The sequence below is a fragment of the Oryzomonas sagensis genome, assembly GCF_008802355.1.
GTDB lineage: Bacteria > Desulfobacterota > Desulfuromonadia > Geobacterales > Pseudopelobacteraceae > Oryzomonas > Oryzomonas sagensis.
The window spans coordinates 1264685-1290413 of record NZ_VZRA01000001.1; the positions used below are offsets into that span (position 1 = coordinate 1264685).

Consider the following 25729-nt stretch of genomic DNA (forward strand, 5'->3'; position numbering starts at 1 on the left):
GGGGAGTAAGCCCCCCGCTTTTTAGACTGCTTCGGAAAGAGTGACGACCATGGCACGCTCATTAGTAGCCTTGCGCGGCGCTGATTTCGGGTCGCGCCCCATATATCGCCACAGGAACGAATAAAAAAGCGCATTGCAAGAAAAGGAACGACGACCATGAAGACCCGTAACCTGTTCCGGGGCCTGTTCCTGATCAACTTCGCCATTACCCTGGGTTTCGGCATCGCCGACGCCTTCTTCTCCATGTACGTCTTCAGCCTGGGGGCCCGGGGCCTCCTCCTGGGGCTGCCCCTGGTATTCTACTCCCTCTCCAAGGTCCTCTTCAGCCCCTTCATGGGCGCCTGGTCCGATCGGATCGGACGCAGAAAGATCGCTGCAATAAGCCTCGGCCTCTACCTGTTCGTCTCGGTCTGCTATTTCTTCACCACCAGCCTGCCCCTGATCACGGTCCTGCGCCTGCTCCAGGGGATCGGTTGCGCCATGTTCCGGCCGGTGGTGGTTTCCCTGGTGAGCGATTGCAGCTCCGCCAGGAAGCGGGCCACGGTCATGGGGACCTTTGACATGTCCTTCTACGGCGCCTTGAGCGTGGGACCGGTTATCGGCGGCATCCTGAAGGACCTGTGGGGTTTCAGGGGGATCTTCGCCACCCTGGCCCTGTTGTGCATCCTGGCGCTGGCAGTGGCCCTGGTCTGCATCCCTGCCCAGAGGGTCGCGCCGCGGCAAAGGGGACCCGGCGAAGGGGGGCGCTTCCGGGACATCCTGGACGTGACCCGCCACAGCACCCTGCGGGGCCTTCTGGCCTTCATCTTCGGCCGGGCCTGCGGCATCTCCCTCCTGGGCGCCTTCCTGCCGATCATGCTCACCACCCGGCTGGGGCTGAACGGCACCCGGACCGGCCTGGTCATGGCCTCCACAAGCCTGGTGATGACCCTGCTCCTGCGTCCCGTGGGCATGCTTTCCGACCGGGCGCCGCGCAGGTCCCTGGTCGCGGCGGGGGGCACCATCGTCTCGCTGCTCTACTTCCTGATACCGATGGCGGGCGGATTCTCCCAGATACTTGCCCTCGGGGTGGGGATCGGCCTGTTCAGCGTCCTGTCCCAACCGGCCAGCACGGCCCTGTTGGTGGAGGAGGGGAGCCGTCATGGCATGGGGGTGACGGTCGGGACCTTCAACGCCGTGCTCAACCTGGGCTTCGTCTCGGGACCGCTCCTGGGGGCGGGGTTGCAGAATACCCTCGGACTGACCGCCGTCTTCTACGCTGCAGGGATCATGGGGCTCGGCGCCGTGGCGCTGTTTATTAAGCATATTTCAGCAGAGGGAGGACATGCGAAACAAGATATGGGACAAGCGGAAGTTCGATTTTGACAAGTTGGCCGGGGGGCTATTTAAGAGGATGTAAGGCCGTTTGCCGGAAAAGCGGTCGCTCGGCTGCCGTCTGCGTCAGCAAATAAAAAAGGGGCTAGCTGATGAGCTAGCCCTTTTTTTAATTGGCGCGCCTGGAGAGATTCGAATCCACTTTCAGTGGTCAGTTGAATCTCTACTTTTTGGTAAAAATACTAATATGTTAGATAGTTATATCTAATGTGCCGGCTGGTTTTCGTTTGCAAACGTTCAACAGGATGCATCGGTTACCAAGCGATTGGTCAAAGTTAAGTCAAAGGCCTTGAGCCCGTCAATAAAAATGGTGTACCTCCAGAAAGGAGGGGAGACCGGGGTACGCCCATAACAACTATTTAAGTGAAATAAAGCGGGGCGGATCATGCCGGAATCGTTTGCTACAACGGACGGTACAGAAATGATGAAGTTCTCCTTTGTAGCTGAGCACCATTGCGGCCTTCTCCCCGTCGATCAATTCGCCGCAGACCGGATCGCGTACGACGTGATTCATGTCAATCTCCCGTTCCACACGCAAAGTGTTTGGCTAACTGCGGCAGCAAGCCGGAATACCGTATTTTTGCGCCGCGGCATTAATCTCCTTTTTGAGTTCCTTCTGGTTCTCCTCAAGCTCACGAACCTTGTTATTATCGATGGAGTCGGAACTGTTGTATTCCCGGTTGATTCGTAACAATTCAGTCATCATGGGGGCTGGTTTTCGTGTAGGCTCCCCCGCGTTATTGACAAGTAACCAACCTGCCGCATAGTGCATTGCTTGACGGAATCGTAAACCGAAATGCCCCCTCCATGGCTTACAACTGTTTTCAAATTATCCGCAAGATGAGAAAATCACCTGCATGCATATGAAACGGTAACCGAGCTTTCAAACAATCTGATAACCTGGTTCACGTGGTACAACGACAACCGGAAGCATTCTTCGCTTGACAAGCGAACATCGAATGAATCTTATTTATGCAACCGGATCTGGCACCTGAAGCCAAAACGTCAGGTCATTGCTCATTTCACCTTTCACACTGTCTCACAAGCCCCGCTCACCTCAGGAGGAAACAATGCCAACTACCACAACCGAAATAGAGCCAACCATCCGACGCGATAGGAAAATGGCGGATTATGCATTGGAACAGTTTTATTTATTCTTTGAGAACTCGTCCGACCTGTTGTGCATAGCTGATATTTCCGGTTATTTCAAGGTGTTGAGCCCAAGCTGGGAAAAGACCCTTGGCTATAACAATGAAGAATTATTAAGAAGGCCATATGTTGATTTTATTCATCCGGAAGACAAGGATAAGACTCTTAACGTAGTGCAAAATAATTTGAAACTCGGAATCCCTGTGTCCCATTTTGAAAATAGATTTTGCTGTAAAGACGGTACTTATAAATGTTTTTCCTGGGCAGCCAATTCTTTTCCTGAAAATAATGTAGTCTATGCCATAGCCCGAGATATTACCGACCGTAAGCAGATTGAGCATGAACGAGAGCAGTATTATATCTTCTTTAAAACATCCCGCGACATGATGTGTTTTACCGACCCCAATGGTGCTTTTATAAATGTAAACCCTGTCTGTACTGAGATTCTCGGGTTTTCCGAAGCAGAGCTCGTATCAAAACCCTTTATCGATTTTATCCATCCTGACGACAAACAGAAAACGCTCGATGAAATGGCACGGCAGCAGACAATCGGTTCCTCGTTGGCATTTGAGAACCGCTATATTTGCAAGGATGGTTCTTTTCGCTGGCTATCTTGGGGAGCCGTATATAACCGAGACGAAAAACGCACCTATGCGATTGCCCGTGACATTACAGAGATAAAGAAGTTGGAGGAAGAGAAAAATTTGCTTGAACAGCAGTTACAGCACGTCCAAAAATTGGAAAGCTTGGGTGTCTTGGCTGGTGGGATAGCCCATGACTTCAACAATATCCTCACCTCCATTGTTGGAAACGCCGACCTGGCATTGATGAAGATAAATCCAGAATCACCAATAATACAAAACCTGCACAATATCGAGCAGGCAGCCTCTCGGGCCGCCGATCTTGCCAAGCAGATGCTGGCCTATTCAGGCAAAGGAAAGTTTATTGTCAAAAAACTTGATCTGGGCCTGTTGTTGGAGGAAATGCTCCACATGTTGGAGGTATCCATTTCCAAGAAAGTGGTACTGCGCCTCAACACCTCCCCGAATCTTCCCTCTATCGAGGCTGATCCCTCCCAGATGAACCAGGTGATTATGAACCTGGTTATCAACGCTTCAGAGGCTATCGGCGACAAGAGTGGTGTCATTAGCATCACCACCGGCTGCATGGATTGCGACGAAAACTATCTGAAGGGCACCTGGCTTGCCGAAAACATCACCAATGGACTTTATGTCTATCTGGAGATCGCCGACACCGGCTGCGGCATGGACAAGGAAACGGTGGCGAAGATCTTTGACCCCTTCTTCACGACCAAGTTTACCGGGAGAGGTTTGGGCATGTCAGCAGTGATGGGTATTGTCCGGGGGCACAAAGGGGCCATCAAGGTCTACAGCGAACCCTCAAAGGGCACCACGTTCAAGATACTTCTGCCGACATCCGGCAAACCTGCTGAGATCTTCAATGTTGAATCCTTCGAAGACGACTGGAAGGGGAAAGGTAAAGTCCTGCTGGTTGACGACGAGGAAACCGTACGTGGCATTGGCAATGAAATGCTGAAGGAGTTGGGGTTCGTTGCCATTACCGCAATTGATGGCTTAGAAGCCATTGAAGTTTTTAAACAGAACCCAGATATCGCCCTTGTCATTCTCGACCTGACCATGCCCCACATAGACGGTGAACAGTGTTTCCGGGAACTCAAACGTCTCAATCCCGATGTCAAGGTGATTATGTCCAGTGGCTACAACGAGCAAGATGTCACTCAGAAATTTGTTGGCAAGGGCTTAACCGGATTCATTCAAAAGCCTTACAAATTATCGGCACTGAAAGAGGTAATACAGAAAATTATGTGACGGGGCTCTAATCCGTGTGCAAGGAGCAAACCCTGGCGACCTGACATTTGTTGTGCGGAGGGGAAAGCCTTGACGGCTTTTCCCCGTTCTTTCGCCTCGGGCAGGCCGTGTAGCTGCTGAGCGAGAGTTTAGGCTTTCTGGTGCCTTATTTCAGGATGTTTTTTGCTCCCAACTTCCCCTATTCGTCAAGCTTTCGATAGAGTGTAGTTTTGCCAATTTTTAATCTGGCTGCTGCGAGCTTCTTATTATCGCCACACGAGCGTAGCATGGACAAAATGTATTCCCTCTCCATTTCTTCCCGTGAAAAATCCCGGTTTGCTAAAACCGCTGTCGTGGTGGAGAGGTGAATTTCCTCGGGAAAGTCTTCCGGTTCAATGCAATTCCCATTACAAACAACCAGGCTCCGCTCAATAACGTTTTGGAGCTCACGAACATTTTCGGGCCGCTAACAGAAAAAGATGTCCGAGCCGGTAATTCCGTCCCAGATAGCAAAAGCCCCTGACCTTGCCATAGCTGTTAGTCACAGTTTTGGTCAAAGCCAAGGGCTCTATGCTGATAACTATCTGCAATAGTTATCTTTTTAATGGTGCGCCTGGAGAGATTCGAACTCCCGACCTACGGATTCGTAGTCCGTTGCTCTATCCAGCTGAGCTACAAGCGCAAGCTGATTTTCCTGAAACAAAAGGGTCGGTACCCTCTGGAAAATAATGGTGCCCAGGGACGGAATCGAACCGCCGACACGAGGATTTTCAGTCCTCTGCTCTACCGACTGAGCTACCTGGGCGAAAAAGGATTTTTTATATACCCCGATTTGATTCGAACTGTCAATGAAAAACTGCCCTTTGCCGGGCCTGTCTCACATTATTTCTCTTCGGCCCGCTGAACCCGGATGGGAACGTAGTTGCAGAAGGGCTCTTCCTCCATGTAATCGCCGTGCACCGCATCCGCCCTGGCCCGGCACCCGCCGCAGACGTTGATGTATTCGCATTGCCCGCATTTGCCCTTGTAGGCTTTGAAGTCGCGGAGATTCTGGAAGATTTCCGAATTCTCCCAGATCTCGCGGAACGGGGTCTGCTTGACGTTCCCGGCGACCCGATGGAAGTAGGAACAGGGCTTGACGTTGCCGAAGCAGTCGATCAGGCAGATGGTCTGGGCGGCGATACACCCCTTGCCGCCGCCGGTGGAAAACGTCAGGGAGCGCCGCTCAAACTTGAGCCCCTCCGCTTTGGCTTTCTGGGGAACGATCCGGTAGTAATGGGGGGCGCAGGTCGGCCGCATGAGGATGTCGTCTTCGACCTTTTCCTGCTGGTAGTGCCAGTCGAGGATCTCCTCGTAGTCCTCCTTGGAGATCAGCTCGTTCATGATCGCTTCGCCGCGGCCGGTGGGGACGATCATGAACATGTACCAGGCGGTTGCCCCCAACGATTTGGCCAGCTTGAACGTATCGGCAATGTCATGCTGATTGCGCTTGGTAAAGGACGAGTTGATCAGGAATTTCTGGCCGTTGCGGCGGAAGATCTCGGCCGCGCGGATAACCCCCTCGAACGAGCCGGGGCACTGGCGAAAGTTGTCGTGAATTTCCGGTGTCGACCCATCCAGGGACAGTGACACCATCTTTATGTCGGCCTTTTTCATCTTCTGGCAAATCTCGTCGGTTACCAGGGCACCGTTGCTTGCCATGCACATGCGCAGGCCCAGGGATGTCCCGAACTCTGCCAGTTCGAAGATATCCGGTCTCAAGAGCGGCTCGCCGCCGGAGAGTACGATGACCGGTTTGGAGAATGCGGCGATTTCGGACAGCAGCTTTTTCCCCTCATCCGTCGTGAAGTCGCCTTCCGATGAGGTCATGTCCGAAGAGCAGCGGCAGTGCACGCAGCGCAGATTGCATTTCTGCGTGGTTTCCCAGGCGATCCATTTGGGTACAAATTCCTCGCGCATAAGGCTCCCGTCTCAAATAATAGGGCGCCCATTCGTGACGCCCATTCAAGACTTTACCGCGAATGGGCGTGTAAACTCAAGGATAATTGTTGGAGAACCGTTTGTTTGCCAAACGGCGTATATTGGCGCTCCCCGTTTTTTAATAAACTTGAAAGGGCACACCAATTCTGTTATACAAAAGCCTATTAACCTAGATACGTGCAATTCTGCCTGAATTTCTACGGGTAAATGCAAGGAGCGAGGCATGTCCACTCCGCAGATGGTCATGTACGACGAAGAGTTCCAGGAGATCAACGAGGTTATCGGCAGACTCCTGAAAGAGGCGAATGCCAAGGTTATCTTTCTGGTGGACAAAAACGGCCAGCTCATTTCCGGTGTGGGGGAGACCGAGCGTTTTGATACGACATCGCTGGCCTCGCTCACTGCCGGCAATATCGCTGCAACGGGCGGCCTCGCCAAGCTGATCGGTGAAAAGGAATTCTCGATCCTTTTCCATGAGGGCGAAAAGGATAATCTGCACATATCGATCGTCGGCGGCCGGGTGATCCTGGTCGTGTTGTTCGACAGCCGCTCATCCCTCGGGCTGGTCCGGCTGCGGGTGAAAAAGTCTTCGGAAGAGCTCTCGGGCATTTTTGAAAAATTACTCAAAAAAGCGGAAGATAAGGAAAAGCGCGGGGTTTCTGATTTTCCCTTTGCCGAGATTACTGATGATGATATTGATAGCCTTTTCAGTTAAGGTTTCGAGGTAAGCTGGCAATGTCCTTTATCAACTACGCCTCCCGCGAGATTAATTGCAAGATCGTCTACTACGGTCCGGGGTTGTGCGGCAAGACCACGAATCTTCAGTATATTTATCAAAAAACCGCCCCGGACGCCAAGGGCAAGATGATCAGCCTCGCAACCGAGACGGAGCGGACGCTTTTCTTTGATTTTCTGCCGTTGGCACTGGGTGAGATCCGGGGCTTTAAAACCCGTTTTCATCTCTACACCGTTCCGGGGCAGGTCTTCTATGATGCATCGCGCAAGTTGATCCTGAAGGGGGTCGACGGCGTTGTCTTTGTGGCCGACTCACAGGAAGAGCGCATGGACGCCAATGTGGAATCCCTGGATAACCTGCGTTTCAACCTCAAGGAACAGGGGTACGACCTTGACAAGCTCCCCTATGTTGTCCAGTACAATAAGCGCGATCTGGACAATATCGTGAGTATTGAAGAGTTGCGCCGCGAAATCAATCCAACGAATGTCCCTGAATTCACGGGGTGCGCTACGACCGGCGAGGGGGTGTTCGAGACCCTCAAGGCGGTGGCGAAGTTGATCCTGATTGACCTGAAAAAAGGTAAGTAACACTCGAGACACCATCATTCAAGGCCCATGGATGGTATCTATGGGCTTTTGAATGAGTAATCGTGGAGGTTCAGATATGTCAACGGAGCTGATCGACGTACCCAAGGGGATGAGCATCGTCAAATCGATCCTCGTCAAGCGTCTCCAGACCCCCGGCTATTTTGCTGATGTCTACTTGGTTATGCAGAACGGGCAATATGAAGCCGCCTTGTTCATCAACGACAAATACAAGCCCGGCCCGCCGATCCCTTACCCGCTTGATAACCCTACCGAAGAAGTAACCCATTGGATGGGGGTGCGGCCGAGCGTGGGGCTGAGCCTGGAGGAGGCGGACCGGATCATCAGCGAGGTGGAGGGCGAGAATGCCATCCATCGCAAGAAGATGCAGGACCGCTGGAATAAGAGCGACACCCTGTAGCTTTCTTTCGGCTTGATTTTTTCGAGCCTGCATGGTAATTAGAAAACCCTGCTGAATCAGGGCTGCGATATTTGGAGAGATGGCCGAGTAGGTCGAAGGCGCTCGCCTGCTAAGCGAGTATACTGGGAAACCGGTATCGAGGGTTCGAATCCCTCTCTCTCCGCCATTGCGTTGTGATAATGGGTGTTTTTTTGACTATAGTTGCTCGCGTGCACAAGGTACTACTTATTGTTTTGCTTTTTCTGCCGGCGTTCCTGATGGGCTGTCAGCAAAAGGGACAAGAGCAGAAGCCGCAGCCGAAGATCGATGCCGCCGGGTCGCACGTCACCAAGAAGGAAGCGACGGTTGTTGTCCCCGATGCCGTAAAGAAGTCGTGGAAGGCGGTTCGGATCGCCGTCATAGACAAGGCGAACATCAAAGAAACCGTCTATACCGTTCCCATCGGCAGTTCCGTTTCCGTCCCCGCATTTTCCCTGGATATCGCAGTTGAGGCCTTCCTCCCCGCCTTTATCATGGAGGGGGCCGTCATGACCACCTCCTCAAACGACCTGAAGAATCCCGCTGCAAAAGTCACGATAACCGAAAAAGGGAACATCATCTTCAAAGGGTGGCTCTTTGCGCGGTTTCCGACGAACACCTTCATGCATCCGAACTATGGGTTCACCCTGGTCGATGCGGTCCCCGCCAAATAGCCGTCCCTGAGCGCTGTCGCCCCACGGCGTTCATCCCTGGGTGCCAATCGCCTCCCGGGCCAGCGTGTCGCAACGCTCGTTCTCGCTATGGCCGTTGTGGCCGCGGACCCACCTCCATTCTATGGAGTGGCGCTGGGCAAGCCCCAAAAGCGTCTCCCACAGGTCGCGGTTGACGACCGGTTCCTTCTTGCTGTTCTGCCACCCCTTCCGTTGCCACCCCGTGATCCATTCGGTCATACCCTTTACCAGGTACTGGGAATCGGTCGTCAGAATCACGCGGCAGGGACGGGTCAGTTGGCGCAATGCCTCAATGGCGGCGGTCAACTCCATGCGGTTATTGGTTGTGGGCGTTTCCCCGCCGGAGATCTCTTTCGTGCGCCCCTGGCAGCGCAGGATCGCGCCATAGCCGCCCGGGCCCGGATTGCCGCTGCAGGCGCCGTCGCAAAAGATCTCCACCACCCCGCCCGGCTGCTCCTGTTCGGTTTTTTTACGCTTCGCCGGCATAGGCCCCCTCCTTCTTCAGCAGGTCGGCGATGGCGTTCATGACGCGTTCGACGATGAGTTGGTGGGTTTCCCGGGTGTCTTCCAGGCAATAGAGGTCGCTGAAGTCGAGGGGGGCGCCGAAGATAACGGAGGCGGACTGGCCGAATCCCGGGAATTTCCAGTGGTTCAGGCCGATCAGTGCTGTCGGGATGACCGTGGGCCGGGTGTCGAAGATGATCTTGCCGACGCCCCGGTTGCCCTTGCCCAGGCGTCCGTCCCGGTGGCGCGTTCCTTCGGGGAAGAGCATGACCTTCTGGTCCGCAAGCAGTTGGTTGATGATCCGGTTGGCCCTGACGTCGCGGCCGCGCCTGACGGGAAAGGCCCCCCACGAGGAGTACAGAAGACGCGGGATAAGTTTCTGGAATAGCTCCTCCTTGGCCGGAGCCCATACCATTTGCAAGGGATGGTGCCGGACGATGGCCCAGGGGAGAAAAATCGTGTCGTAGGCGGAAATGTGGTTGGAGGTAAACAGAACGCCCCCGCTGTTCGGTATCTGCCCGCCCCCCTTGGAGGTGAAGCGGTTCAGTGCCGAGGCATAGGAGCCGATCACCCAGCAGGAAAATGTTACCCAACTACGTCGTACAAGCGACCCGTTCATCCGTCTACTTCCTTCATAATGCCGCCGTGCGGCAGAAATGGCCTTGCAAGCTCCCCGCTTATACCATGTCCGGCACAATTCGGCAACCTCGACCGGGGCAGATTGTTCTGCGTTGGAATTGCCCAGGATTGCTGCTATAGTTCAGGCATGAACGCAGACAACCGAGAGATCGTCTTCAACGGACTCGTATACGATATCGAGCAGATGCAGGTGGAGATCGGCTCCCACGGCAGCCATACCTTTCAGGTCATCCGGCATCCCGGCGGCGCCGGGGTGCTCCCGGTGCATGCAGACGGGAGCGTATCGCTGATCCGGCAACTGCGCCCGGCGGTCGACGCCGTGCTCCTGGAGATCCCGGCCGGTCGCCTCGGCCCGGGGGAACCGCCCCTCCGCTGTGCCGGCCGCGAACTGCGGGAAGAAACCGGGATGCGGGCCGAACGGTTGGTTCCGCTCGGCACGATTCATTCGTCGCCCGGCGTTTTCGATGAGCTCGTGCACCTTTATGCGGCTACCGGCATCTCCCAGGGGGAGGCGGAACCGGAGGACGACGAGGAGATCGAGGTCGTCCGCATGCCGTTTGCCGAAGCCCTGGCCATGGCTGCCGACGGGCGCATCAGCGATGCCAAAACCATAGTTACCCTTTTCAGATGGGACCAGAGATGCACGACGCAAACTACCTGATCGGCAGACAGCCGGTCCTTGACCGCAATGAAGGAATCCGCGCCAATCTCAGCCTCTCCCGGGAAGGCGTGCTGGAAGCCCGGGTCAAGGCCTACGGCTGGCGCAGCGGGATGTTCTGAACATGAGTGCCTATGCCGTAAGCGAGGAGAAAAACCGCTGGCTCATCCGCAAGATGGCCGAGCTGGGGGTGACGGAGGAGGACCTGGAGGAGACCTTTGTCCGGTCGTCGGGCAACGGCGGCCAACATGTCAACAAGACCTCCACCTGCGTCCAGTTGCGCCACAAGCCCAGCGGCATCACCGTAAGCGCTTCCCGGGAGCGCAGCCAGTCGGTAAACCGTTTCCTGGCGCGGCGCGAATTGCTGGAGCGCCTTGAGGCACGGAACGGCGTGCAGACGGCCGAGATGAAACGGGTCGAAAAACTACGCAAACAGAAAAACAGGCGCCGCAGACGGACCGCCACGAAGGTTGTATCATGATCGCCCCCGAAACCCTGAAACGGCTGGAATACGACAAGATCCTGACCGAGATCGCCACCCTGGCCCACAGCGACGCAACCTACGAACGGGTCATGGCCACCGCGCCGCTGGACACTCCTGAACAGATCCGGCTGGCGGCGGGACGGGTCGCCGAGGTCCGAAAGCTGATCAGCCTCGGCATCGCCCTGCGGCTTGACGCCTTCCAGGACATCCGCCCATTGCTGGAGGCCGTTCGTCCGGCGGGGGCCTTTCTGGCGCCCCAGGACCTGCTGCTGTTCATCCCCGTGTTGAGCGCCTTCGGCGACATCTCGCGCCAACTCGCCCCGCGGAGCGATTGCCCCGGCCTTGCATCGCTGGCCCCACCGTTGCGCCCCTTTCCCGACATCCTGGAGCCGCTGGTCGCCTCCATCGATCACGACGGCAGCATCATGGACAGCGCTTCGGTGCAACTCCGGGAGATCCGCCGGGCCAAACGCACCCTGGCGGCCCGCATTCGCAAGAAGATCGAGGAGATCGTCCGGGACAACGCAATCGAGATCTTTCTCCAGGACGACTTCATCACCCAGCGTTCGGGGCGGTGGGTGATCCCGGTACGCATGGACTCCAAGGGGATGGTGCGCGGCGTGGTGCACGACGTCTCGGCCTCGGGCGAGACCGCCTTCATGGAACCGCTGGAGATCATCCCCTTTGTCAACGAACTGGAAAATGTGAGCGCCGAGGAGAAGGCCGAGGAGATCCGCATCCTCAGGCAGCTCTCGGCGTGGCTCCGTGAGGATGCCCCGGCCCTGGAAGGGTGCTTCGCCACGCTGGTTGCGTTGGACGTGCTCAACTGCACGGCCCGTTTTGCCGAACGCCACGGCCTGGAAACGCCCAATCTGAACGGCGAGGGGGCCTTGCGTCTGGTCCAGGCCCGCCATCCGCTGCTCATGATGCTCCAGCGCCAGGGGGCCATTCCGAGGGTGCAGCCGCTGGATCTGGAGATGGGGGACGACGGCAGGGTCATGGTCATCACCGGTCCCAACGCCGGCGGCAAGACCATCGCCTTGAAGACCGCCGGGGTCCTGACCCTGATGGCCCTCTCCGCCATACCGGTGCCGTGCGACGGCGCCCGCTCCACCTTCCCGCTGCTGGATACCCTGCTGGTGGACATCGGTGACGAGCAATCCATCGAACAGAGCCTCTCCACCTTTTCGGCCCACGTGGCCCGCATCGTCACCATTCTGGGGCAGGCCGGCCCGCACTCCCTGGTGTTGCTGGACGAGTTGGGCGCCGGCACCGAGCCGCAGCAGGGGGCGGCCATCGCCTGCGGCGTGCTGCGGGACCTGCAGGAACGGGGCGCCACGGTGATCGCCACCACCCATCTCTCGGAGATCATCGGGTTCGTCCACCGCACCGCGGGCATGATCAACGCCGGCATGGAGTACGACGCCGCGACCTATACCCCGCTCTACCGCCTGATCAGCGGCGAGCCGGGGCATTCTCACGCCGTCGAGATCGCCCGGCGCTACGGCATGCCCGAACGGGTGATCGCCTTTGCCCGGGAGATGGTGGGCAGCGGGGGGGCGGAATTCACGGCGCTCCTGGCCGACCTGCACCGCAGGCGGGATGAACTGGCGGAGGCGCAGCGGGAGTTGGACCGGCAAGGGGACGCGCTGCGCAGAAAACAGCAGGAGGTGGAGGCGCGCGCCGGCGCCATCGAGGCGGCGCGGCGGGAGGCGTCGGATCGTGCCTGGACCGAGGCCCGGGACCTGATTTCCACGACCCGGCGGCAGATGAACGAGCTGCTGGAGGAGTACAAACGGGAGAAACGCGCCGAAACCATCGAACGACTGCGTCAAAGCGAGGCGGACCTGACCGGACAGCTCAAGCCCCGCACCTCCGAGGGGCTTGAACTGCTCCCCCTGAAGGAGGTCGCGGCGGGGGATGCGGTACATATTCGCTCTTTGGGGCACGACGGGGTTGTCGTTTCCGTGGACCCCCGGCAGGAGAAGGCGCGGGTCAGGACCGGCAGCATGGAGGTGGACGTGGCCGTCGGCGACCTGGCGGCCCCCCGCAAGCAGGGGAAAGAGAAGGCGCGGCGTCCGGCCCCGGGTGCCTGGAAGGCCGGGCAGGTGGAGACGGAGGAAGACGGGGAGCGGGAGCTGAAGCTGATCGGTCTGCGGGTTGACGATGCCCTGGACCTGTTGGAGCCGTTCCTCAACCACGCCTCCCTGAACGGCCTGACGGAGGTCCGCATCATCCACGGTGTCGGCACGGGGCGGCTGCGCGATGCCGTGCGCGACCACCTGACCCGCCATCCGCTGGTGGCGGAGTTTCGCTCCGGTGGTCCCCATGAGGGGAGAGACGGCGCCACGGTGGTGCTTTTACGAGGTTGTTGAAAAACCCAGGTTGTTCAAAAATAGTCAGATCGTCGCACCCGCAGAGGGCCCCGAGGAGGCGTAGCAGCGCTACGCTGCACGAAGGGGCTTTCGAGGATGGCGGCGAGATGGCTGTTTTTCAACAACCTGCTGCGGGGAGGTACACTCTGGACAGCTTCATCATGGAAGTCAGCGAACAGGACGTCAGGCGGGAACGGGACAAGTCCCGGGAGTTGCGCAGGAGCCGCTGGTGGCAGAATCGCCTCGCCCTGGGGCGTTGCCACTGGTGCGGCGGTGCGTTCCCCCCCGATGAACTGACCATGGACCATATCATCCCCCTGGCCCGGGGGGGGAAAGGCTCCCGCAACAACGTGGTGCCGGCCTGCAAGGAATGCAACAGCCGGAAGAAGTACCTGCTCCCCATGGAGTGGGATGATTACGTGAGACAGTTCGAAAAGCAGGAGCAGTGAATGACGAATGCCGCGACGAGCCGTTACAAGGTGGTCATCTACGATTGCGACGGGGTCCTGTTCGACTCCCTGGAATCCAACTACATCTTCTATAACCGGGTCATGGAACACCTGAACCGGCCCCCCCTGGACCGGGGGGACGAGCATGCCCGGAAGGTGCTGCACACCTATTCGTTCAACGATGTGATGGCGTATTTCTTTGCCGGCGACCGGTGCCACGAGGAGGCCCTGCGCTTTGCCAAGACCATCCATTACCGGGACCTTGCCCCTTACATGCGTATGGAGGCGGGGCTGATCGAGACCCTCGACCGGCTCAAGGGGCGGGTCTCCCTGGCCATCTGCACCAACCGGGCGGTTTCCATGGACATGATCATCGACGACTTCGGGCTGAACGGCTACTTCGAGTGCGTCATGACCGCATCCCAGGTGACGAATCCCAAGCCGCACCCCGAACCGCTCCTCAAGGTGCTGGACCATTTCGGCATCGAACCGCACGAGGCGCTGTTCGTGGGGGATGGGGAGGTTGACATGCTCTCGGCCCGCGGCGCGGGGGTCCCGTTTGTCGCCTACAAGACTTATTTGCCGGGTCAGACCCGCATCGAGCACCACGCCGAGATCATGGCGCATCTCTTTGGGGGGCCGGAAGACGTCCGGCTTACGCCATGATCGTCCTTTCAACCTAAAGACGTCAGTCCTTCACCACAAAGGCACAAAGAGCACAAAGAACCCACAGTGTTAGCGGCGAAAGATATTCAACCAACAGGTGAGTCCAGCCAATTATGAAATTATCATATAACCAGCTAAAATCATTATTCGTGTAGCTTTGTGTCCTTTGTGTCTTTGTGGTGAACTGCGTTTCCCTGGTTCAATCCTTGCCGCCGGCTGCCGCGCCGTAACCGCGGACCTGCTCCATCAGAAAATCGACGAAGGCCCGGTTGGCCCGCGACAGGTAGGCCCCCTTCTTCCAGGCCAACATCAGGTCCAGATGAAGCGGCGGGTCGAAGGAGACGGCCCGCAGTTCGGCGTCGTCCTCCACCACCATGCGCAGCAGGGTCGAGATGCCGAGTCCTTTTTTCACCAGCGACTTGACCATGGTGTACAGGTTGGTCTCGAAGACCACCTCGGGCGTTATGCCGCTTTCCTTCATCTCCTCGAAGAGCATCTCCCGCTGGTAGTACCCCTCCTTGAACATGATGAGCGGCTGTCGCGCAAACTCCTCCATGGTCAGGGCGGAACGGGCGGTGAAGGGGTGGTCGGGAGGGACGCAGACCACCACCTCTTCCCGCAGTATGGGCCGTACCTCCAGGTTGTCGGGGACATGACCTCCGGCAATGACCCCCATGTCCAACTCCCCCTGGATGATCATCTTCAGGATGCTGGCGGCGCCTTCGCCGGAAACCGCGAGGTGGAGGTACGGATAGCGCTCGGCAAAAGCGCAGATGATGGTCGGGAAGAAGTAGGCGCTCATCATGGGGGGGACGCCGACCCGCACCTCGCCCTTGCCGAGACCGCGCAGGTCGGCCATCTCCTGACCGGCGGCCTTCAAGTCCCCCAGGATGCGGCGGGCGTGCCCCAGCAGTATCTCCCCCTCTGCCGTCAGGGATATCTTGCGGTCCTGCCGGTTGAACAGGATCAACTCCAATTCCTCTTCCAGCTTGCGGATGGCCGCACTGACGGCGGGCTGCGCCACATGCAACGCTTCAGCCGCCCTGGTAAAGTTGCTGAACCGGGCAATCTCCGCAAAAAATTTCAGTTGACGCAGGTCCATTCCGCATCCTCCATATAAAATTATTATCGATATGATAGATATTATATATTTTTGTTATCGTAATGCAAATGGTACGCTACCAATATATTCGAAACAGGAAAGCGAACCATGAGCGAATTGACCATTACTACGGAAGCAGAGTTCATCCGCAGCGGCAGCACCACCTTCCGCCAGACCAATCTGGCATTTTTTGCCGCCGGTTTTGTCACCTTCATCACCCTGTACGACGTCCAGCCGCTCCTGCCGGAGTTTGCCCGGGAATTCGGCGTTCCGGCCGCCCTTGCCAGTCTGCCCCTTTCGGTTACCACCTGCACCCTGGCCATAGCCATGCTGCTCGTGGGAACCGTGTCGGAAACCCTTGGCCGCAAGCCGGTCATGGTGTTCTCGCTTTTTTTGACCTCGCTTTTGGCGTTCACGACCGCTTTCAGCCACACCCTCTCCTCGCTGATCGTCGTCAGGCTTCTGCAGGGATTGGTGCTGGCGGGGCTGCCCTCGGTGGCCATGGCCTACCTGAGCGAGGAGATCGACCCCCCGTCCATCGGTGCCGCCATGGGGCTCTATATCAGCGGTAACGCCATCGGCGGCATGTCGGGGCGGATCTTTACGGCCACCGTTACCGACCTCTCCTCGTGGCGTACGGCCCTGGCGCTCATCGGGGTCGCCTGCCTGGGACTGAGCGTCTACTTTGTCCGCCACCTCCCGCCTTCCGCCCATTTCCGGCGGCACCCCTTCGAGGTGGGGTATCTCTTCACCTCGCTCTACCGGCAGATGCGGGACCCGGCGCTCCTCTGCCTCTACGGTCTCGGCTTCCTGATCATGGGGAGTTTCGTCACCCTCTACAACTACATCACCTTCCGGCTCCTGGGGCATCCCTACGACCTGACCCAAACCCTGGTCAGCCTGATCTTCCTGGTCTACTTCTTAGGCTCCTACAGTTCCAGCTCCATGGGACGGATGGTGAACCGTTTCGGCCGCCGCGCCATGATCTGCGCCGGCCTCGGCGCCATGGCCGCCGGCACGGCCATCACCCTGGCCGCGCCGCTCCCCTGGATCATCGTCGGGGTGGCCGTATTCACCTGCGGTTTTTTCAGCGCACACTCCGTCGCCTCCAGTTGGGTGGGGCGCCACGCCAAAACCGGCAAGGCCCAGGCCTCCTCACTCTACCTCTTCTTCTATTACCTGGGATCGAGCATCTCCGGGACCGCAGGCGGGTTCTGCTGGACCCACGGGGGATGGGGCGGTGTGGCGGGATTGATCGGTCTGTTGCTCGCGACCGCGTTTGTGATCATCGCCTTGTCCACGCGCCTGTCGACAGAACAGCCCTCGGGTGGTATAGTTGGAAAGATTTGAAGCGGTCCGGCTGATTTCTGTCAGCCATGCTGGAAAGAGGAGGGCGTTATGGCGGCAAAAAAGATTCTGATGCTGGTAGGCGATTATGTCGAGGACTACGAGGTCATGGTGCCGTTCCAGGCCCTGCAGATGGTCGGGCATACGGTGCACGCGGTCTGCAGCGGCAAGAAGGCCGGCGACACGGTGCGCACGGCGGTGCACGACTTCGAGGGGGACCAGACCTATAGCGAGAAGCCGGGGCACAACTTTGCCCTGAATGCCACCTTTGCCGAGGTCCGCGCCCAGGATTACGACGCCCTCGTGGTCCCCGGCGGCAGGGCACCCGAGTATATCCGCCTGGATCAGGCGGTGCTGGAGATCGTACGGCACTTCGACACCGCCCGCAAGCCCATCGCGGCCATCTGCCATGGAGCGCAGCTCTTGGCCGCCGCCGGGGTGCTGAAAGGGAAGGGGTGTTCCGCATACCCGGCCGTCGGGCCGGAGGTGACCATCTCCGGCGGGACCTACGTGGACATCCCCGTGGACAAGGCCCATGTGGACGGGAACCTGGTCACGGCCCCGGCATGGCCGGCCCATCCCGAATGGCTGGCGAAATTCCTGAAGGTTTTGGGGACGGAGATCACCCCGTGATCAGGCGCTGTCCCGTTGTTGCAGGACCACCACATACCTCTGCCTTTCCGGCGCCGTGCGGCAGTCGGTGAGGGGGCCCTTCTCGCGTATGGCCCGCCTCCGGGCGCTGTTCGCCGCCCTGCTGCTGTTCGTCGGTGCTTCGTTCCCGCTGCCGGCAGGCGCTGCCGGCGACCGCACGGTCCTCTGGAATATCGTCACCAACTGCCTGGATGCTTCCGGTGCGGATTACTGTACGGCGTGCCGCTGGCCGCGGGTCGACAGCACCTGCTTCCACGGGGGCGCCTGCAACGGCGCGACGGAGGTCTGGGCCGAGTCGGGCGATTTCGTTGTGCTGCGCGACTCCAAGATGTGCGGCTGCCCGGAGGGCTTTGTGCACGGCCTGGCGATCCCCCGCGCCCGGGTGACCGGCGTCGAAGACCCGCGGCGTCCCGATGGCATCTGGGCGTTTGCCTGGGAGGCGGCCCGCAAGCGCATGGGTGACGACCCGGCTATCGCCCTTGCCGTCAACCCGCAGGGGCAGCGCGGCCAGGACCAGCTCCACGTCCACCTCCTCCGGCTGCATGGCGATGCCGGCGAACTCATCGCCCAACGCGCAAAAGACCGCGTGCGGAACCTGGATCAGGTCTGGAAGGTCGCCGCCCAAAGGGCTGCCGTCGAGGGGCTGACGGATTACGGCGTGCTGGTTGTCGCCCACCGCGAGGGGGGATTCATGGTGCTGGTCGCCCGGGAAAGCCCGGAAAAGCTGTACACCGATGCGCGCTGCCGTTGAGAACCACCGGCAGGGGCCTGTCGGAATAATCGGGATACGAGAAAGAAACATGGCCTACGTATATCTGCTGGTGGCAATCGTTGCCGAAGTGATCGGGACGAGCGCCCTGAAGGCGTCGGAGGGCTTTTCCCGCCTGATCCCGAGTACGCTCGTCGTGCTGGGGTACGGGATCGCATTCTACTGTCTGAGCCAGGTGCTGAAAAGCATCCCGGTGGGGGTGAGCTATGCCATCTGGTCCGGCCTGGGGATCGTCCTCATCTCCGTGGTCGGCGCCGTTTTCTTCAAGCAGGCGCTCGATCTCCCCGCCATCCTCGGCATGGCGCTGATCATCGCCGGGGTTGCCGTCATCAACCTGTTTTCCACGTCGGTAAGGCCCTGAGAAAAAATAGTCTGCACTACCATTCGACACGGAACATGGCCGCTACTTCCTCCCCGCCTCGGCCGGTTGCACCATCTGCCCCTCGCTGATGCCGCTGCCCGGATTGAGCACGACCCGTTCCCCCTCTTTCAGCCCCGCGCCACTCCGCACCATCTTGCCGTCGCTGTCGGCCACCGACACCTCGCGGAACCTCACCCGGTTGTCGCTCCCCACCACTCCCACGTAGGACTGTTCCCCCTTCACCAGCAGCGCCTCTGCCGGTACCTGGACATGGGGCGGGGCGGTCAGCGCCAGACTGACCTGCACGAATCCTCCGGCCAGAATTACGCCTTCCCGGTTATCCAGGTCCAACTCCACCAGGAGCGTACGGCTCTTGAGGTCGAGTTCGCCGCTGATGCGGGTCACGCTGGCCGGAAGTTTCACCTCGGGGCGTGTGGCGTCGGCGATCTCTGCACGGTCACCTTTTCTGACGAAGGCGGCGTTCTTTTGATCCAGGTAGACATAGACCCGCAGCCGGTCGGTTTTGGAGATGGTCGCGACCGGTTGCGCCGCGGTCTGGTTGGTGGTGGCGCTCTGCAGGAGCGCCCCGGGGTCGACGAAGCGGGCCGTCACCGTACCGCTGAACGGGGCGCGCACCGTCTCGTACCCCTTCTGGCTCTTCAGCCCCGCGGCGGTAGCTTCGGCGCTCCTGGCGGCGGCCTCGGCGTTGTCATAGTCCTGCCGGGCAACCACCCCGTCCTTGATCAGGAGCCGCTCCCGGTCGGCAAACAGCCTCTTGGTGCGGGCATCGGCCGCGGCCGCATCGTACTGGCGGTCCAGTTCGGGGGATTCGATCAGCGCCAGTACCTGGCCGCGGTCGACCCGGTCCCCCTTGTCCACGCGGATTTCGCGCAGATAGCCGCTTACCTTGGCGTACAGGGTAACCTCGGCAAAGGGACGTGCCTCGCCCGATAGTACCACGCTCCGCTGCGCGGGGGAGCGGCCGGCAACGGCAATCGTCACGCGAGGTCCGGCCGTGAGGGCGGCCTGGCGAACCCGGAGTTCAGCCCGCACCTGACTGCGGCGACTGCCCATCAGCACCGCCACAAGGACCACTGCCAGCGCCACCAGCAGGCCGCCGGCCAGGAAGAGTCGTCTTCGTGATGTCAAAGCACGTTCATTCATTGGGATTTCCCCTCTCTCCCTCGTCCTCGCCCCGCTCCGCAGCCAGGAACCGATCGTCAAGGAGATGCTTGACCGGCATCTTGGTGCGCAGCAACGAGTAGATTACCGGCACCACGAACAGGGTCAGGAGCGTCGCCACCAGCAGCCCGCCGATCACGGCCCGGCCCAGGGGGGCGTTCTGCTCGCCCGCTTCGCCCATGGCAAAGGCCATGGGCACCATGCCGATGATCATGGCCAGGGCGGTCATCAACACTGGCCTCAGCCGTGTCCTGGCAGCCTCCAGGGCCGCTTCCGCCGGTGTGACCACCTTTTCCACCCTGATGTCGTTGGCAAAGCTCACCAGCAGGATCGAGTTGGAGGTGGCGATGCCGATGGCCATGATCGACCCCATGAGCGATTCCACGTTGATGGTGGTGCCGGTCAGCGCCAGCATCCAGAGTATCCCCATCAGGGCGCCCGGCACGGCCATCATGATGATGAAGGGGTCGATCCACGACTGGAACAGCACCACCATCAGGAAATAGACCAGGAGGGTGGCCAGGACCAGCCCCAATCCCAGGCTGCGGAAGGACTGGTTCATGACCTCGTTCTGGCCGCGCACCGTGATGCGCATGCCCGGGGGGAGTTTTCCGAGTGCCGCGATGCTCTTGTCGATATCCCGGATCACGGAGCCCAGGTCGCGCCCCTCTACGCCGGCATCCACATCAAGCACCCTTTGCACCGTGTAGTGGGTGATGTTCTCGAAGCTCACCCGGTGGGAGATGCGCGCCAGGTTGCCCAGGGTTTGGGCCGGGATCTGGGGCGTATCCGCCGGTGCCGGCTGGAATGGCGGCTGGAGCAACGCGCCGGCCGACGGCGGGGTGACCGGCATGGCTGCCAGGTCCGACAGGGTGGTCTGGTACCGGCGCGGGATCTGCACCGCCACGGTGTAGTTGACGTTGTTGGCCGGGTTGAGGAAAAACGAGGGGGCGATCAGGATACTGGAGGAGAGGGCGATCAGGGCGCTGGTGGCCACGTCCCGTTCACTCATGCCGAGCCGGGCCGCCCGGACCCGGTCCACGTCCACCTGCAGGGTCGGGTAATCCAGCACCTGGTTGATATGCACGTCGGCGGCGCCCGGGATGGTGAGCAGGGCATCCCTGATCTTGAGGGCGTACGGGTAGGATTTGCTGAAGTCCGCCCCTTCGATCTGGATATCGATGGGTGAGGTCAGACCGAAGTTGAGCACCTGGGTGACGATGTCGGCGGATTGGAAATAGAAGGATGAGCCGGGGAACTCACGGGGGAGCACCTCCCGTATCCGGTGCCGGTACAGGGCCGTCGGCCGGTGCCCCTTCTTGAGGGAGATGAGGATCTCGGCGTCCATGCCGCTGATGTTCTCGGTCTGCACAAAGGCCAGGTTATAGAACGTGGGCACCCCGATCATATCGTTGATGGTGTCGATCTCCCCGGCCGGGATGATCCCGCGGATCCGTTCCTCCACCCGGGCCAGCAATCTCTCGGTATCCTCGATGCGGGTTCCGGCCGGGGCGCGCACATGCAGCTTCATCAACCCCACGTCCACCGGGGGGAAAAAGTCGGTGCCGATGATGAAGAGCAGCCCCAGGCTGGCCAGCCCCACCAGGGCCGCCACCGCCAACGTGAAGGCGCGGTGGTGCAGGGCCGTTGCCAGCAACCGGCCGTAGCGTTCCCGGAACCGCTCGAAGCCCTCCTCGCGGCGTTGGTTCAACCTCCGGAAGAGGTCGGCCGTCCTCCCGGGTGATGGCGGGGCCCCTCCCTGGTGGTGCTTCCCTCCCAGCAGCATCCGCGACAGCACCGGAACCAGGGTGCGGGAGAGCAGGTAGGAGGCCAGCATGGCGGTCACCACCGCGAACGCCAGTGGGGTGAAGAGGTGCTTGGCCGGCCCGACCAGCAGCACCACCGGAAAGAAGACCACGCAGATGGCCATGGTCGCCACGATGGCCGGCATCGCCACCTGGCGGGCGCTGTCCATGACCGCCATGGTGAGCGGCTTGCCCTGGGCGCGGTTGCGGTGGATGTTCTCCACCTCTACCGTGGCGTCGTCCACCAGCATGCCGATGGCCAGGGCCAAGCCGCCCAGGGTCATGATATTGATGCTCTGGCCGGCCAGGTTCATGGCGATCACGGCGCTGAAAATAGCCAGGGGGATGGAGGTGGAGACCACGATCATGCTGCGCAGGCTGCCGAGGAAGACCAGGATCATGAGGGACACCAGGATCGTGCCGATGACCGCCTCGCGCACCACCCCCTCCACCGCCGCCCGCACGAAGAGCGACTGGTCGAAGTCGATCTTCAGTTCCAGTCCCTGGGGCGCCACCTCCCTGATGGCGGGCAGGGCCTCGCGGGCGGCGTCCACCACCGCCAGGGTGGAGGCGTCGGCGTGTTTGAGGATGGACAGGTAGGTGGCCCGCCGGCCATTGACGTGCACGATGTTGTTCTGCTCGGCATAGCTGTCCGAGATTCGGGCCACATCACCCAGATAGACCGGGGCGTTGCCCACCACCTTGACCGGGATGGCGTTGAACTGGTCGATGATCCGCGGGCTGGAGTTGAGCAGCACGTTGTACTCCTGCCCGCCGATGCGGGCGGTGCCGGCCGGGATGATCACGTTGGAGGCCTGGAGGGCGCTCACCACATCGGCCGGCGAGAGCCCTCGCGCCGATAAGGCTGTGGGATCGATGTCGATCATGATCTGGCGGCTCTTGCCACCGAAGGGCGCCGGCGTGGAGAGCCCCGGGATGGTGAACAGCTTGACCCGGATGAAGTTGAGGCCGTAATCGAAGATCTTTTCTTCCGGAAGATTTTTGCTCGACAGGGTCAACTGGGCCACCGGCACGTTGGAGGCGTTGAACTGGACGATGGCCGGCGGCTGGGTGCCGGGCGGCGCGATCCTGAGCAGGGTGCTGGAGACGGAGGAGATCTGGGAGATGGCGGCGCCGATCTCGGTGCCGGGCTGAAAGTAGACTTTGAGGACCCCGGTGCCGGGGATGGATTGGGACTCGATGCGGGAGATGCCGTTGACGGTGGTGGAGTAGGCCCGTTCGCTGATCAGGACGATGCGCCGCTCCATGTCCTCCGGCGAGAGGCCGGGATAGTTCCAGACCACCACGACCACCGGGATGTCGATCACCGGGAAGATATCGACGATCATCCTGGTGAGGGAAAGGGTGCCCAGCACCAGGATCAACAGGGCCATCACCGCAACGCTGTAAGGGCGGCGCAGGGCCAATCTGACTAGCCACATGACGAACCTCGCGAGAGGTCGCACGGTTTCCTCCCTTGCCGCCGGACCGATTCGGGATGGGGCCGCATGGCCGGCAGGGGCGGGAAACGGTATGCATCTCTATTGTGTCATGGTAGAACCTCTTTCGTTAGATGATTACCAATAAGACCCCGTATGTCTTTATAGGTAGTATTGTACATCAAACCTGCCACTCTGCAAATCCGATTACGGCATGGGGGAGGAACACTGCGGGGAGGGGGGATAGGTCGATCATGCGGCAGGTGCAAAACCGCATGGGGCAGGATCGCGCGATCCCGCCCCATGCGGTCGGTAGACTGCCAGGGTGAGGCGGTTACCGCACCAGTTTGGACAGCTTCTTGAATTCTTCCGTTCCCGCGACCTTCAGGAGCTGGAACAGGACCGATTCGGTGGAGGTGGGGACCGCGCCGGTCAGGGTCATGGCTTCGGCGGCGGTCTGCCAGTTGCGCTTGCTGCGGCTCATGACGGCGTCCTTGACCACGTGGACCTCGAAGCCGGCGTCGCGCAGCTCGATGACGGTTTGCAGCACGCAGACGTGGGTCTCCATGCCGGTGACGATGATCTGGGTGCGGCCGGTGCTCGTGAGCCGCTCCATGAAATCGGTGCTGCCGCAGCAACTGAAGGCCATCTTCTCAAAATAGCCGGCATCACCGGCCTTCTCCTTCAGCTCCGGCAGGGTGGCGCCCAAACCCTTGACGTACTGTTCGGTGATGAGTGCCGGAATTCCCAACTCCTGGGCGGTTTCCAGCAGAATGGCGATATTCCTGGTCAGTTTGTGGAGGATCTTGTCGTCCATGGCCAGGCAGAGCTTCTCCTGGACATCGATCACCACCAACACCGCCTTGTCACGCTCCAGAAAGAATCTGTCCTTGACCGACATGGTTGATCTCCTTTCTAAGAGGTTGTTGAAAAACAGCCATCTCGCCGCCATCCTCGAAGCCTCTTTCGTGCGGCGTAGCGCTGCTACGCCTCCTCAGAGCTTGTCTAGCGGGTGCGACGATCTGACTATTTTTGAACAACCTGAGTTTTTCAACAGCCCGTCAATCCCGTTTCAATTCGATGCCCAGATCGTTGATCTTCTTGCGCAGCGTGTTGCGGTTGATGCCGAGGATATCCGCCGCCTTGACCTGGTTCCAGCGGGTTTTTTCAAGGATGAAGCGGATCAGGGGGCGCTCCACCTGCTCCAGCACCATGGCGTGGATATCCCCTTTTTCCAGTTTCTCGATACCGTTCATGCAGGAACGCAGCTTCAGGTCCACGATCGACTCCAGGGAGGCGTCGTGGGATACGGCTGCCTGCCCTCCGGAGAGCGGCTCGAGCCCTTCGAAGTCCCGGGGGGTCAACAGCGGGTCGCTGGAGAGGATGACGGCGCGCTTGATGGTGTTTTCCAACTCCCGCACGTTGCCGGGCCAGGAGTGGGCGGTCAATACGGCCATCGCCTCGTCGGTGCACTGCTTGTCGCTGATGTCCATCTCGGCACAGGCCCGGCCCAGAAAGTACTGCACGAGCTGGGGGATGTCCTCCCGGCGCTCCCGCAGGGGAACCAGGTTGATGGGAACCACGTTCAGCCGGTAGAAAAGGTCCTCTCTGAACTCCTTCTGGCGGACCTTTTCGATCAGTTCCTGGTTCGTGGCGGCCACGATGCGCACATCCACCGGGATGCTCTGGTTGCCGCCGGTGCGGGTGATCTCCCGTTCCTGGAGGACGCGCAGGATCTTGGCCTGCAGGTCGAGCGGCATGTCGCCGATCTCGTCCAGGAAGAGCGTTCCCTGGTTGGCCTGCTCGAACTTGCCCAGCTTGCGCTCCACGGCGCCGGTAAAGGCCCCCTTCTCAAAGCCGAACAGCTCGCTTTCCAGGAGCTCCTTGGGGATGGCGGCGCAGTTGATGGCGACGAACGGTTTGCCCAACCGGCGCGAATTGAAATGGACGGCCCGCGCCACCAACTCCTTGCCGGTCCCCGACTCTCCCTGAACCAGGATGGTGACGTCGCTGGCGGCCACCTTGCCGATGGTCTTGTAGACCTCGCGCATGGCCGGCGAGTTGCCGATGATATTCTTTTCGACCTGGTAGCGCTCCTTGAGTTCCTGCTTGAGCATGGTGACTTGACCGGCGATCTCCCGGGCGCGTCCGACCTTTTCGATGATGGCGTCGATCACGTCCAGGTCGAACGGCTTGGTGATGTAATCGTAGGCCCCGCGTTTCATGGCCTCCACCGCGTTCTTCATGCTGGCCTCGGCCGTCATGATGACCACCAGCAGGTCGCTCTTCAGTTCGCGGATCTTGTCCAGCAGGTCGAGACCGCTGATACCCGGCATCTTGATGTCGAGAATAGCCAGGTCGTAGTTGTTGTCCTGGACCAGCGACAGCGCCTGACGCCCGTCGTGGGCCAGGTCCACCGCGAACCCTTTCCGTTTCAGGGCCTTGGAAAGGACCCAGCGCATACTCTCTTCGTCATCGGCCACCAGGATTCTGTTTAACGGCATTGTTGTTGTCC

28 protein-coding genes, 3 tRNA genes and 1 pseudogene are annotated in these 25729 nt (G+C 59.8%); 18 read left to right on the forward strand and 14 right to left on the reverse strand.

Annotated features, from left to right (window positions below):
• Nucleotides 1-156: 156 nt before the first annotated feature.
• Nucleotides 157-1365: an MFS transporter gene (locus F6V30_RS05710; RefSeq protein WP_151155747.1), complete on the forward strand. Its 1209-nt coding sequence runs from the start codon at nt 157-159 to the stop codon at nt 1363-1365.
• A 364-nt stretch (nt 1366-1729) separates the two neighbouring features.
• Here F6V30_RS05710 and F6V30_RS05715 read toward each other — a convergent pair whose 3' ends face one another.
• Together F6V30_RS05715 and F6V30_RS17015 are read right to left on the reverse strand one after the other, a co-directional pair.
• On the reverse strand, nt 1730-1888 hold the full coding sequence (locus tag F6V30_RS05715) for a YHS domain-containing protein (RefSeq protein WP_151155749.1): 159 nt from the start codon (nt 1886-1888) through the stop codon (nt 1730-1732).
• A gap of 33 nt (nt 1889-1921) precedes the next feature.
• On the reverse strand, nt 1922-2080 hold the full coding sequence (locus tag F6V30_RS17015) for a hypothetical protein (protein ID WP_191965585.1): 159 nt from the start codon (nt 2078-2080) through the stop codon (nt 1922-1924).
• A 147-nt stretch (nt 2081-2227) separates the two neighbouring features.
• On the opposite strand from F6V30_RS17015, the gene F6V30_RS17560 reads away from it, so the two are divergent.
• Together F6V30_RS17560 and F6V30_RS05725 are read left to right on the forward strand one after the other, a co-directional pair.
• Entirely contained in the window at nt 2228-2491 is a 264-nt protein-coding gene (locus tag F6V30_RS17560) for an integrase core domain-containing protein (protein ID WP_151156425.1), read from the forward strand.
• On the forward strand, nt 2445-4373 hold the full coding sequence (locus F6V30_RS05725; protein WP_151155751.1) for a PAS domain-containing hybrid sensor histidine kinase/response regulator: 1929 nt from the start codon (nt 2445-2447) through the stop codon (nt 4371-4373). Before F6V30_RS17560 ends, F6V30_RS05725 begins: the two co-directional genes overlap by 47 nt.
• A gap of 178 nt (nt 4374-4551) precedes the next feature.
• Here the strand turns inward: F6V30_RS05725 and F6V30_RS17510 are convergent, their stop codons facing one another.
• The 5 genes and pseudogenes from F6V30_RS17510 to F6V30_RS05745 form a co-directional block, all read right to left on the reverse strand.
• Nucleotides 4552-4665, reverse strand: a complete 114-nt coding sequence (locus F6V30_RS17510; protein WP_151155753.1) for a helix-turn-helix domain-containing protein — start codon at nt 4663-4665, stop codon at nt 4552-4554.
• Nucleotides 4666-4713: 48 nt separating this feature from the next.
• Nucleotides 4714-4803, reverse strand: a pseudogene (locus F6V30_RS17565) (AAA-type ATPase lid domain-containing protein); the annotation flags it as partial.
• Nucleotides 4804-4957: 154 nt separating this feature from the next.
• A tRNA-Arg gene (locus F6V30_RS05735) sits at nt 4958-5034 on the reverse strand.
• 47 nt (nt 5035-5081) lie between these two features.
• Nucleotides 5082-5157, reverse strand: a tRNA-Phe gene (locus F6V30_RS05740).
• 77 nt (nt 5158-5234) lie between these two features.
• A complete protein-coding gene (locus F6V30_RS05745; RefSeq protein ID WP_151155755.1) occupies nt 5235-6311 on the reverse strand; it encodes a radical SAM/SPASM domain-containing protein in 1077 nt (358 codons plus the stop codon).
• Nucleotides 6312-6555: 244 nt separating this feature from the next.
• On the opposite strand from F6V30_RS05745, the gene F6V30_RS05750 reads away from it, so the two are divergent.
• The 5 genes from F6V30_RS05750 to F6V30_RS05770 all read left to right on the forward strand — a co-directional run bounded on the left by F6V30_RS05750 (nt 6556) and on the right by F6V30_RS05770 (nt 8765).
• On the forward strand, nt 6556-7047 hold the full coding sequence (locus F6V30_RS05750; protein ID WP_151126918.1) for a roadblock/LC7 domain-containing protein: 492 nt from the start codon (nt 6556-6558) through the stop codon (nt 7045-7047).
• Between the two features lie 20 nt (nt 7048-7067).
• A complete protein-coding gene (locus F6V30_RS05755) occupies nt 7068-7655 on the forward strand; it encodes a GTP-binding protein (RefSeq protein ID WP_149306904.1) in 588 nt (195 codons plus the stop codon).
• Nucleotides 7656-7731: 76 nt separating this feature from the next.
• Nucleotides 7732-8073 carry a hypothetical protein gene (locus F6V30_RS05760; RefSeq protein ID WP_151155757.1) on the forward strand — a complete coding sequence of 114 codons (342 nt, stop codon included), beginning with the start codon at nt 7732-7734 and terminating at the stop codon, nt 8071-8073.
• Nucleotides 8074-8146: 73 nt separating this feature from the next.
• A tRNA-Ser gene (locus tag F6V30_RS05765) sits at nt 8147-8239 on the forward strand.
• A gap of 91 nt (nt 8240-8330) precedes the next feature.
• Nucleotides 8331-8765 carry a DUF2155 domain-containing protein gene (locus tag F6V30_RS05770; protein ID WP_246163230.1) on the forward strand — a complete coding sequence of 145 codons (435 nt, stop codon included), beginning with the start codon at nt 8331-8333 and terminating at the stop codon, nt 8763-8765.
• 30 nt (nt 8766-8795) lie between these two features.
• On the opposite strand, the gene rnhA is transcribed toward F6V30_RS05770, so the two are convergent.
• On the reverse strand, nt 8796-9269 hold the full coding sequence (gene rnhA / locus F6V30_RS05775; RefSeq protein WP_151155761.1) for a ribonuclease HI: 474 nt from the start codon (nt 9267-9269) through the stop codon (nt 8796-8798).
• Entirely contained in the window at nt 9253-9906 is a 654-nt protein-coding gene (locus tag F6V30_RS05780; RefSeq protein WP_151155764.1) for a lysophospholipid acyltransferase family protein, read from the reverse strand. Before F6V30_RS05780 ends, rnhA begins: the two co-directional genes overlap by 17 nt.
• 147 nt (nt 9907-10053) lie before the next feature.
• On the opposite strand from F6V30_RS05780, the gene F6V30_RS05785 reads away from it, so the two are divergent.
• The 6 genes from F6V30_RS05785 (at nt 10054) to F6V30_RS05805 (ending at nt 14558) form a co-directional block, all read left to right on the forward strand.
• Nucleotides 10054-10587, forward strand: a complete 534-nt coding sequence (locus F6V30_RS05785) for an NUDIX hydrolase (protein ID WP_151155766.1) — start codon at nt 10054-10056, stop codon at nt 10585-10587.
• Nucleotides 10566-10706: a hypothetical protein gene (locus F6V30_RS17020; protein WP_191965587.1), complete on the forward strand. Its 141-nt coding sequence runs from the start codon at nt 10566-10568 to the stop codon at nt 10704-10706. The genes F6V30_RS05785 and F6V30_RS17020 overlap by 22 nt, the downstream gene beginning before the upstream one ends.
• Nucleotides 10707-10708: 2 nt before the next feature.
• Entirely contained in the window at nt 10709-11065 is a 357-nt protein-coding gene (locus F6V30_RS05790) for a peptide chain release factor family protein (protein WP_151155768.1), read from the forward strand.
• Nucleotides 11062-13443, forward strand: coding sequence for an endonuclease MutS2 (locus tag F6V30_RS05795; protein ID WP_151155770.1), 2382 nt, complete (start codon nt 11062-11064; stop codon nt 13441-13443). The genes F6V30_RS05790 and F6V30_RS05795 overlap by 4 nt, the downstream gene beginning before the upstream one ends.
• A 146-nt stretch (nt 13444-13589) precedes the next feature.
• Nucleotides 13590-13892: an HNH endonuclease gene (locus tag F6V30_RS05800; protein ID WP_151156426.1), complete on the forward strand. Its 303-nt coding sequence runs from the start codon at nt 13590-13592 to the stop codon at nt 13890-13892.
• Entirely contained in the window at nt 13893-14558 is a 666-nt protein-coding gene (locus F6V30_RS05805) for an HAD family hydrolase (RefSeq protein WP_151155772.1), read from the forward strand.
• Between the two features lie 199 nt (nt 14559-14757).
• Here F6V30_RS05805 and F6V30_RS05810 read toward each other — a convergent pair whose 3' ends face one another.
• Nucleotides 14758-15660: a LysR family transcriptional regulator gene (locus tag F6V30_RS05810; protein WP_151155774.1), complete on the reverse strand. Its 903-nt coding sequence runs from the start codon at nt 15658-15660 to the stop codon at nt 14758-14760.
• Between the two features lie 108 nt (nt 15661-15768).
• Here F6V30_RS05810 and F6V30_RS05815 point away from each other — a divergent pair, with 108 nt between their 5' ends.
• The 4 genes from F6V30_RS05815 (at nt 15769) to F6V30_RS05830 (ending at nt 18788) form a co-directional block, all read left to right on the forward strand.
• Nucleotides 15769-17010: an MFS transporter gene (locus tag F6V30_RS05815; protein WP_151155776.1), complete on the forward strand. Its 1242-nt coding sequence runs from the start codon at nt 15769-15771 to the stop codon at nt 17008-17010.
• Nucleotides 17011-17058: 48 nt separating this feature from the next.
• Entirely contained in the window at nt 17059-17640 is a 582-nt protein-coding gene (locus F6V30_RS05820) for a DJ-1/PfpI family protein (protein WP_151155778.1), read from the forward strand.
• Between the two features lie 88 nt (nt 17641-17728).
• Entirely contained in the window at nt 17729-18409 is a 681-nt protein-coding gene (locus tag F6V30_RS05825; RefSeq protein ID WP_151155780.1) for a CDP-diacylglycerol diphosphatase, read from the forward strand.
• Between the two features lie 49 nt (nt 18410-18458).
• The gene (locus F6V30_RS05830; protein WP_151155783.1) at nt 18459-18788 is read left to right on the forward strand and encodes a DMT family transporter; all 330 of its coding nucleotides are present in this window, start codon (nt 18459-18461) and stop codon (nt 18786-18788) included.
• A 42-nt stretch (nt 18789-18830) separates the two neighbouring features.
• Here F6V30_RS05830 and F6V30_RS05835 read toward each other — a convergent pair whose 3' ends face one another.
• From F6V30_RS05835 to F6V30_RS05850, 4 genes are all read right to left on the reverse strand, one after another.
• Nucleotides 18831-19952 carry an efflux RND transporter periplasmic adaptor subunit gene (locus tag F6V30_RS05835; protein ID WP_151155785.1) on the reverse strand — a complete coding sequence of 374 codons (1122 nt, stop codon included), beginning with the start codon at nt 19950-19952 and terminating at the stop codon, nt 18831-18833.
• Nucleotides 19945-23241, reverse strand: a complete 3297-nt coding sequence (locus F6V30_RS05840) for an efflux RND transporter permease subunit (protein WP_218043304.1) — start codon at nt 23239-23241, stop codon at nt 19945-19947. The genes F6V30_RS05835 and F6V30_RS05840 overlap by 8 nt, the downstream gene beginning before the upstream one ends.
• A gap of 307 nt (nt 23242-23548) precedes the next feature.
• Nucleotides 23549-24115: a hydrolase gene (locus tag F6V30_RS05845; RefSeq protein ID WP_151155787.1), complete on the reverse strand. Its 567-nt coding sequence runs from the start codon at nt 24113-24115 to the stop codon at nt 23549-23551.
• A gap of 160 nt (nt 24116-24275) precedes the next feature.
• Nucleotides 24276-25718, reverse strand: a complete 1443-nt coding sequence (locus F6V30_RS05850) for a sigma-54-dependent transcriptional regulator (protein WP_151155789.1) — start codon at nt 25716-25718, stop codon at nt 24276-24278.
• Nucleotides 25719-25729: the final 11 nt, after the last annotated feature.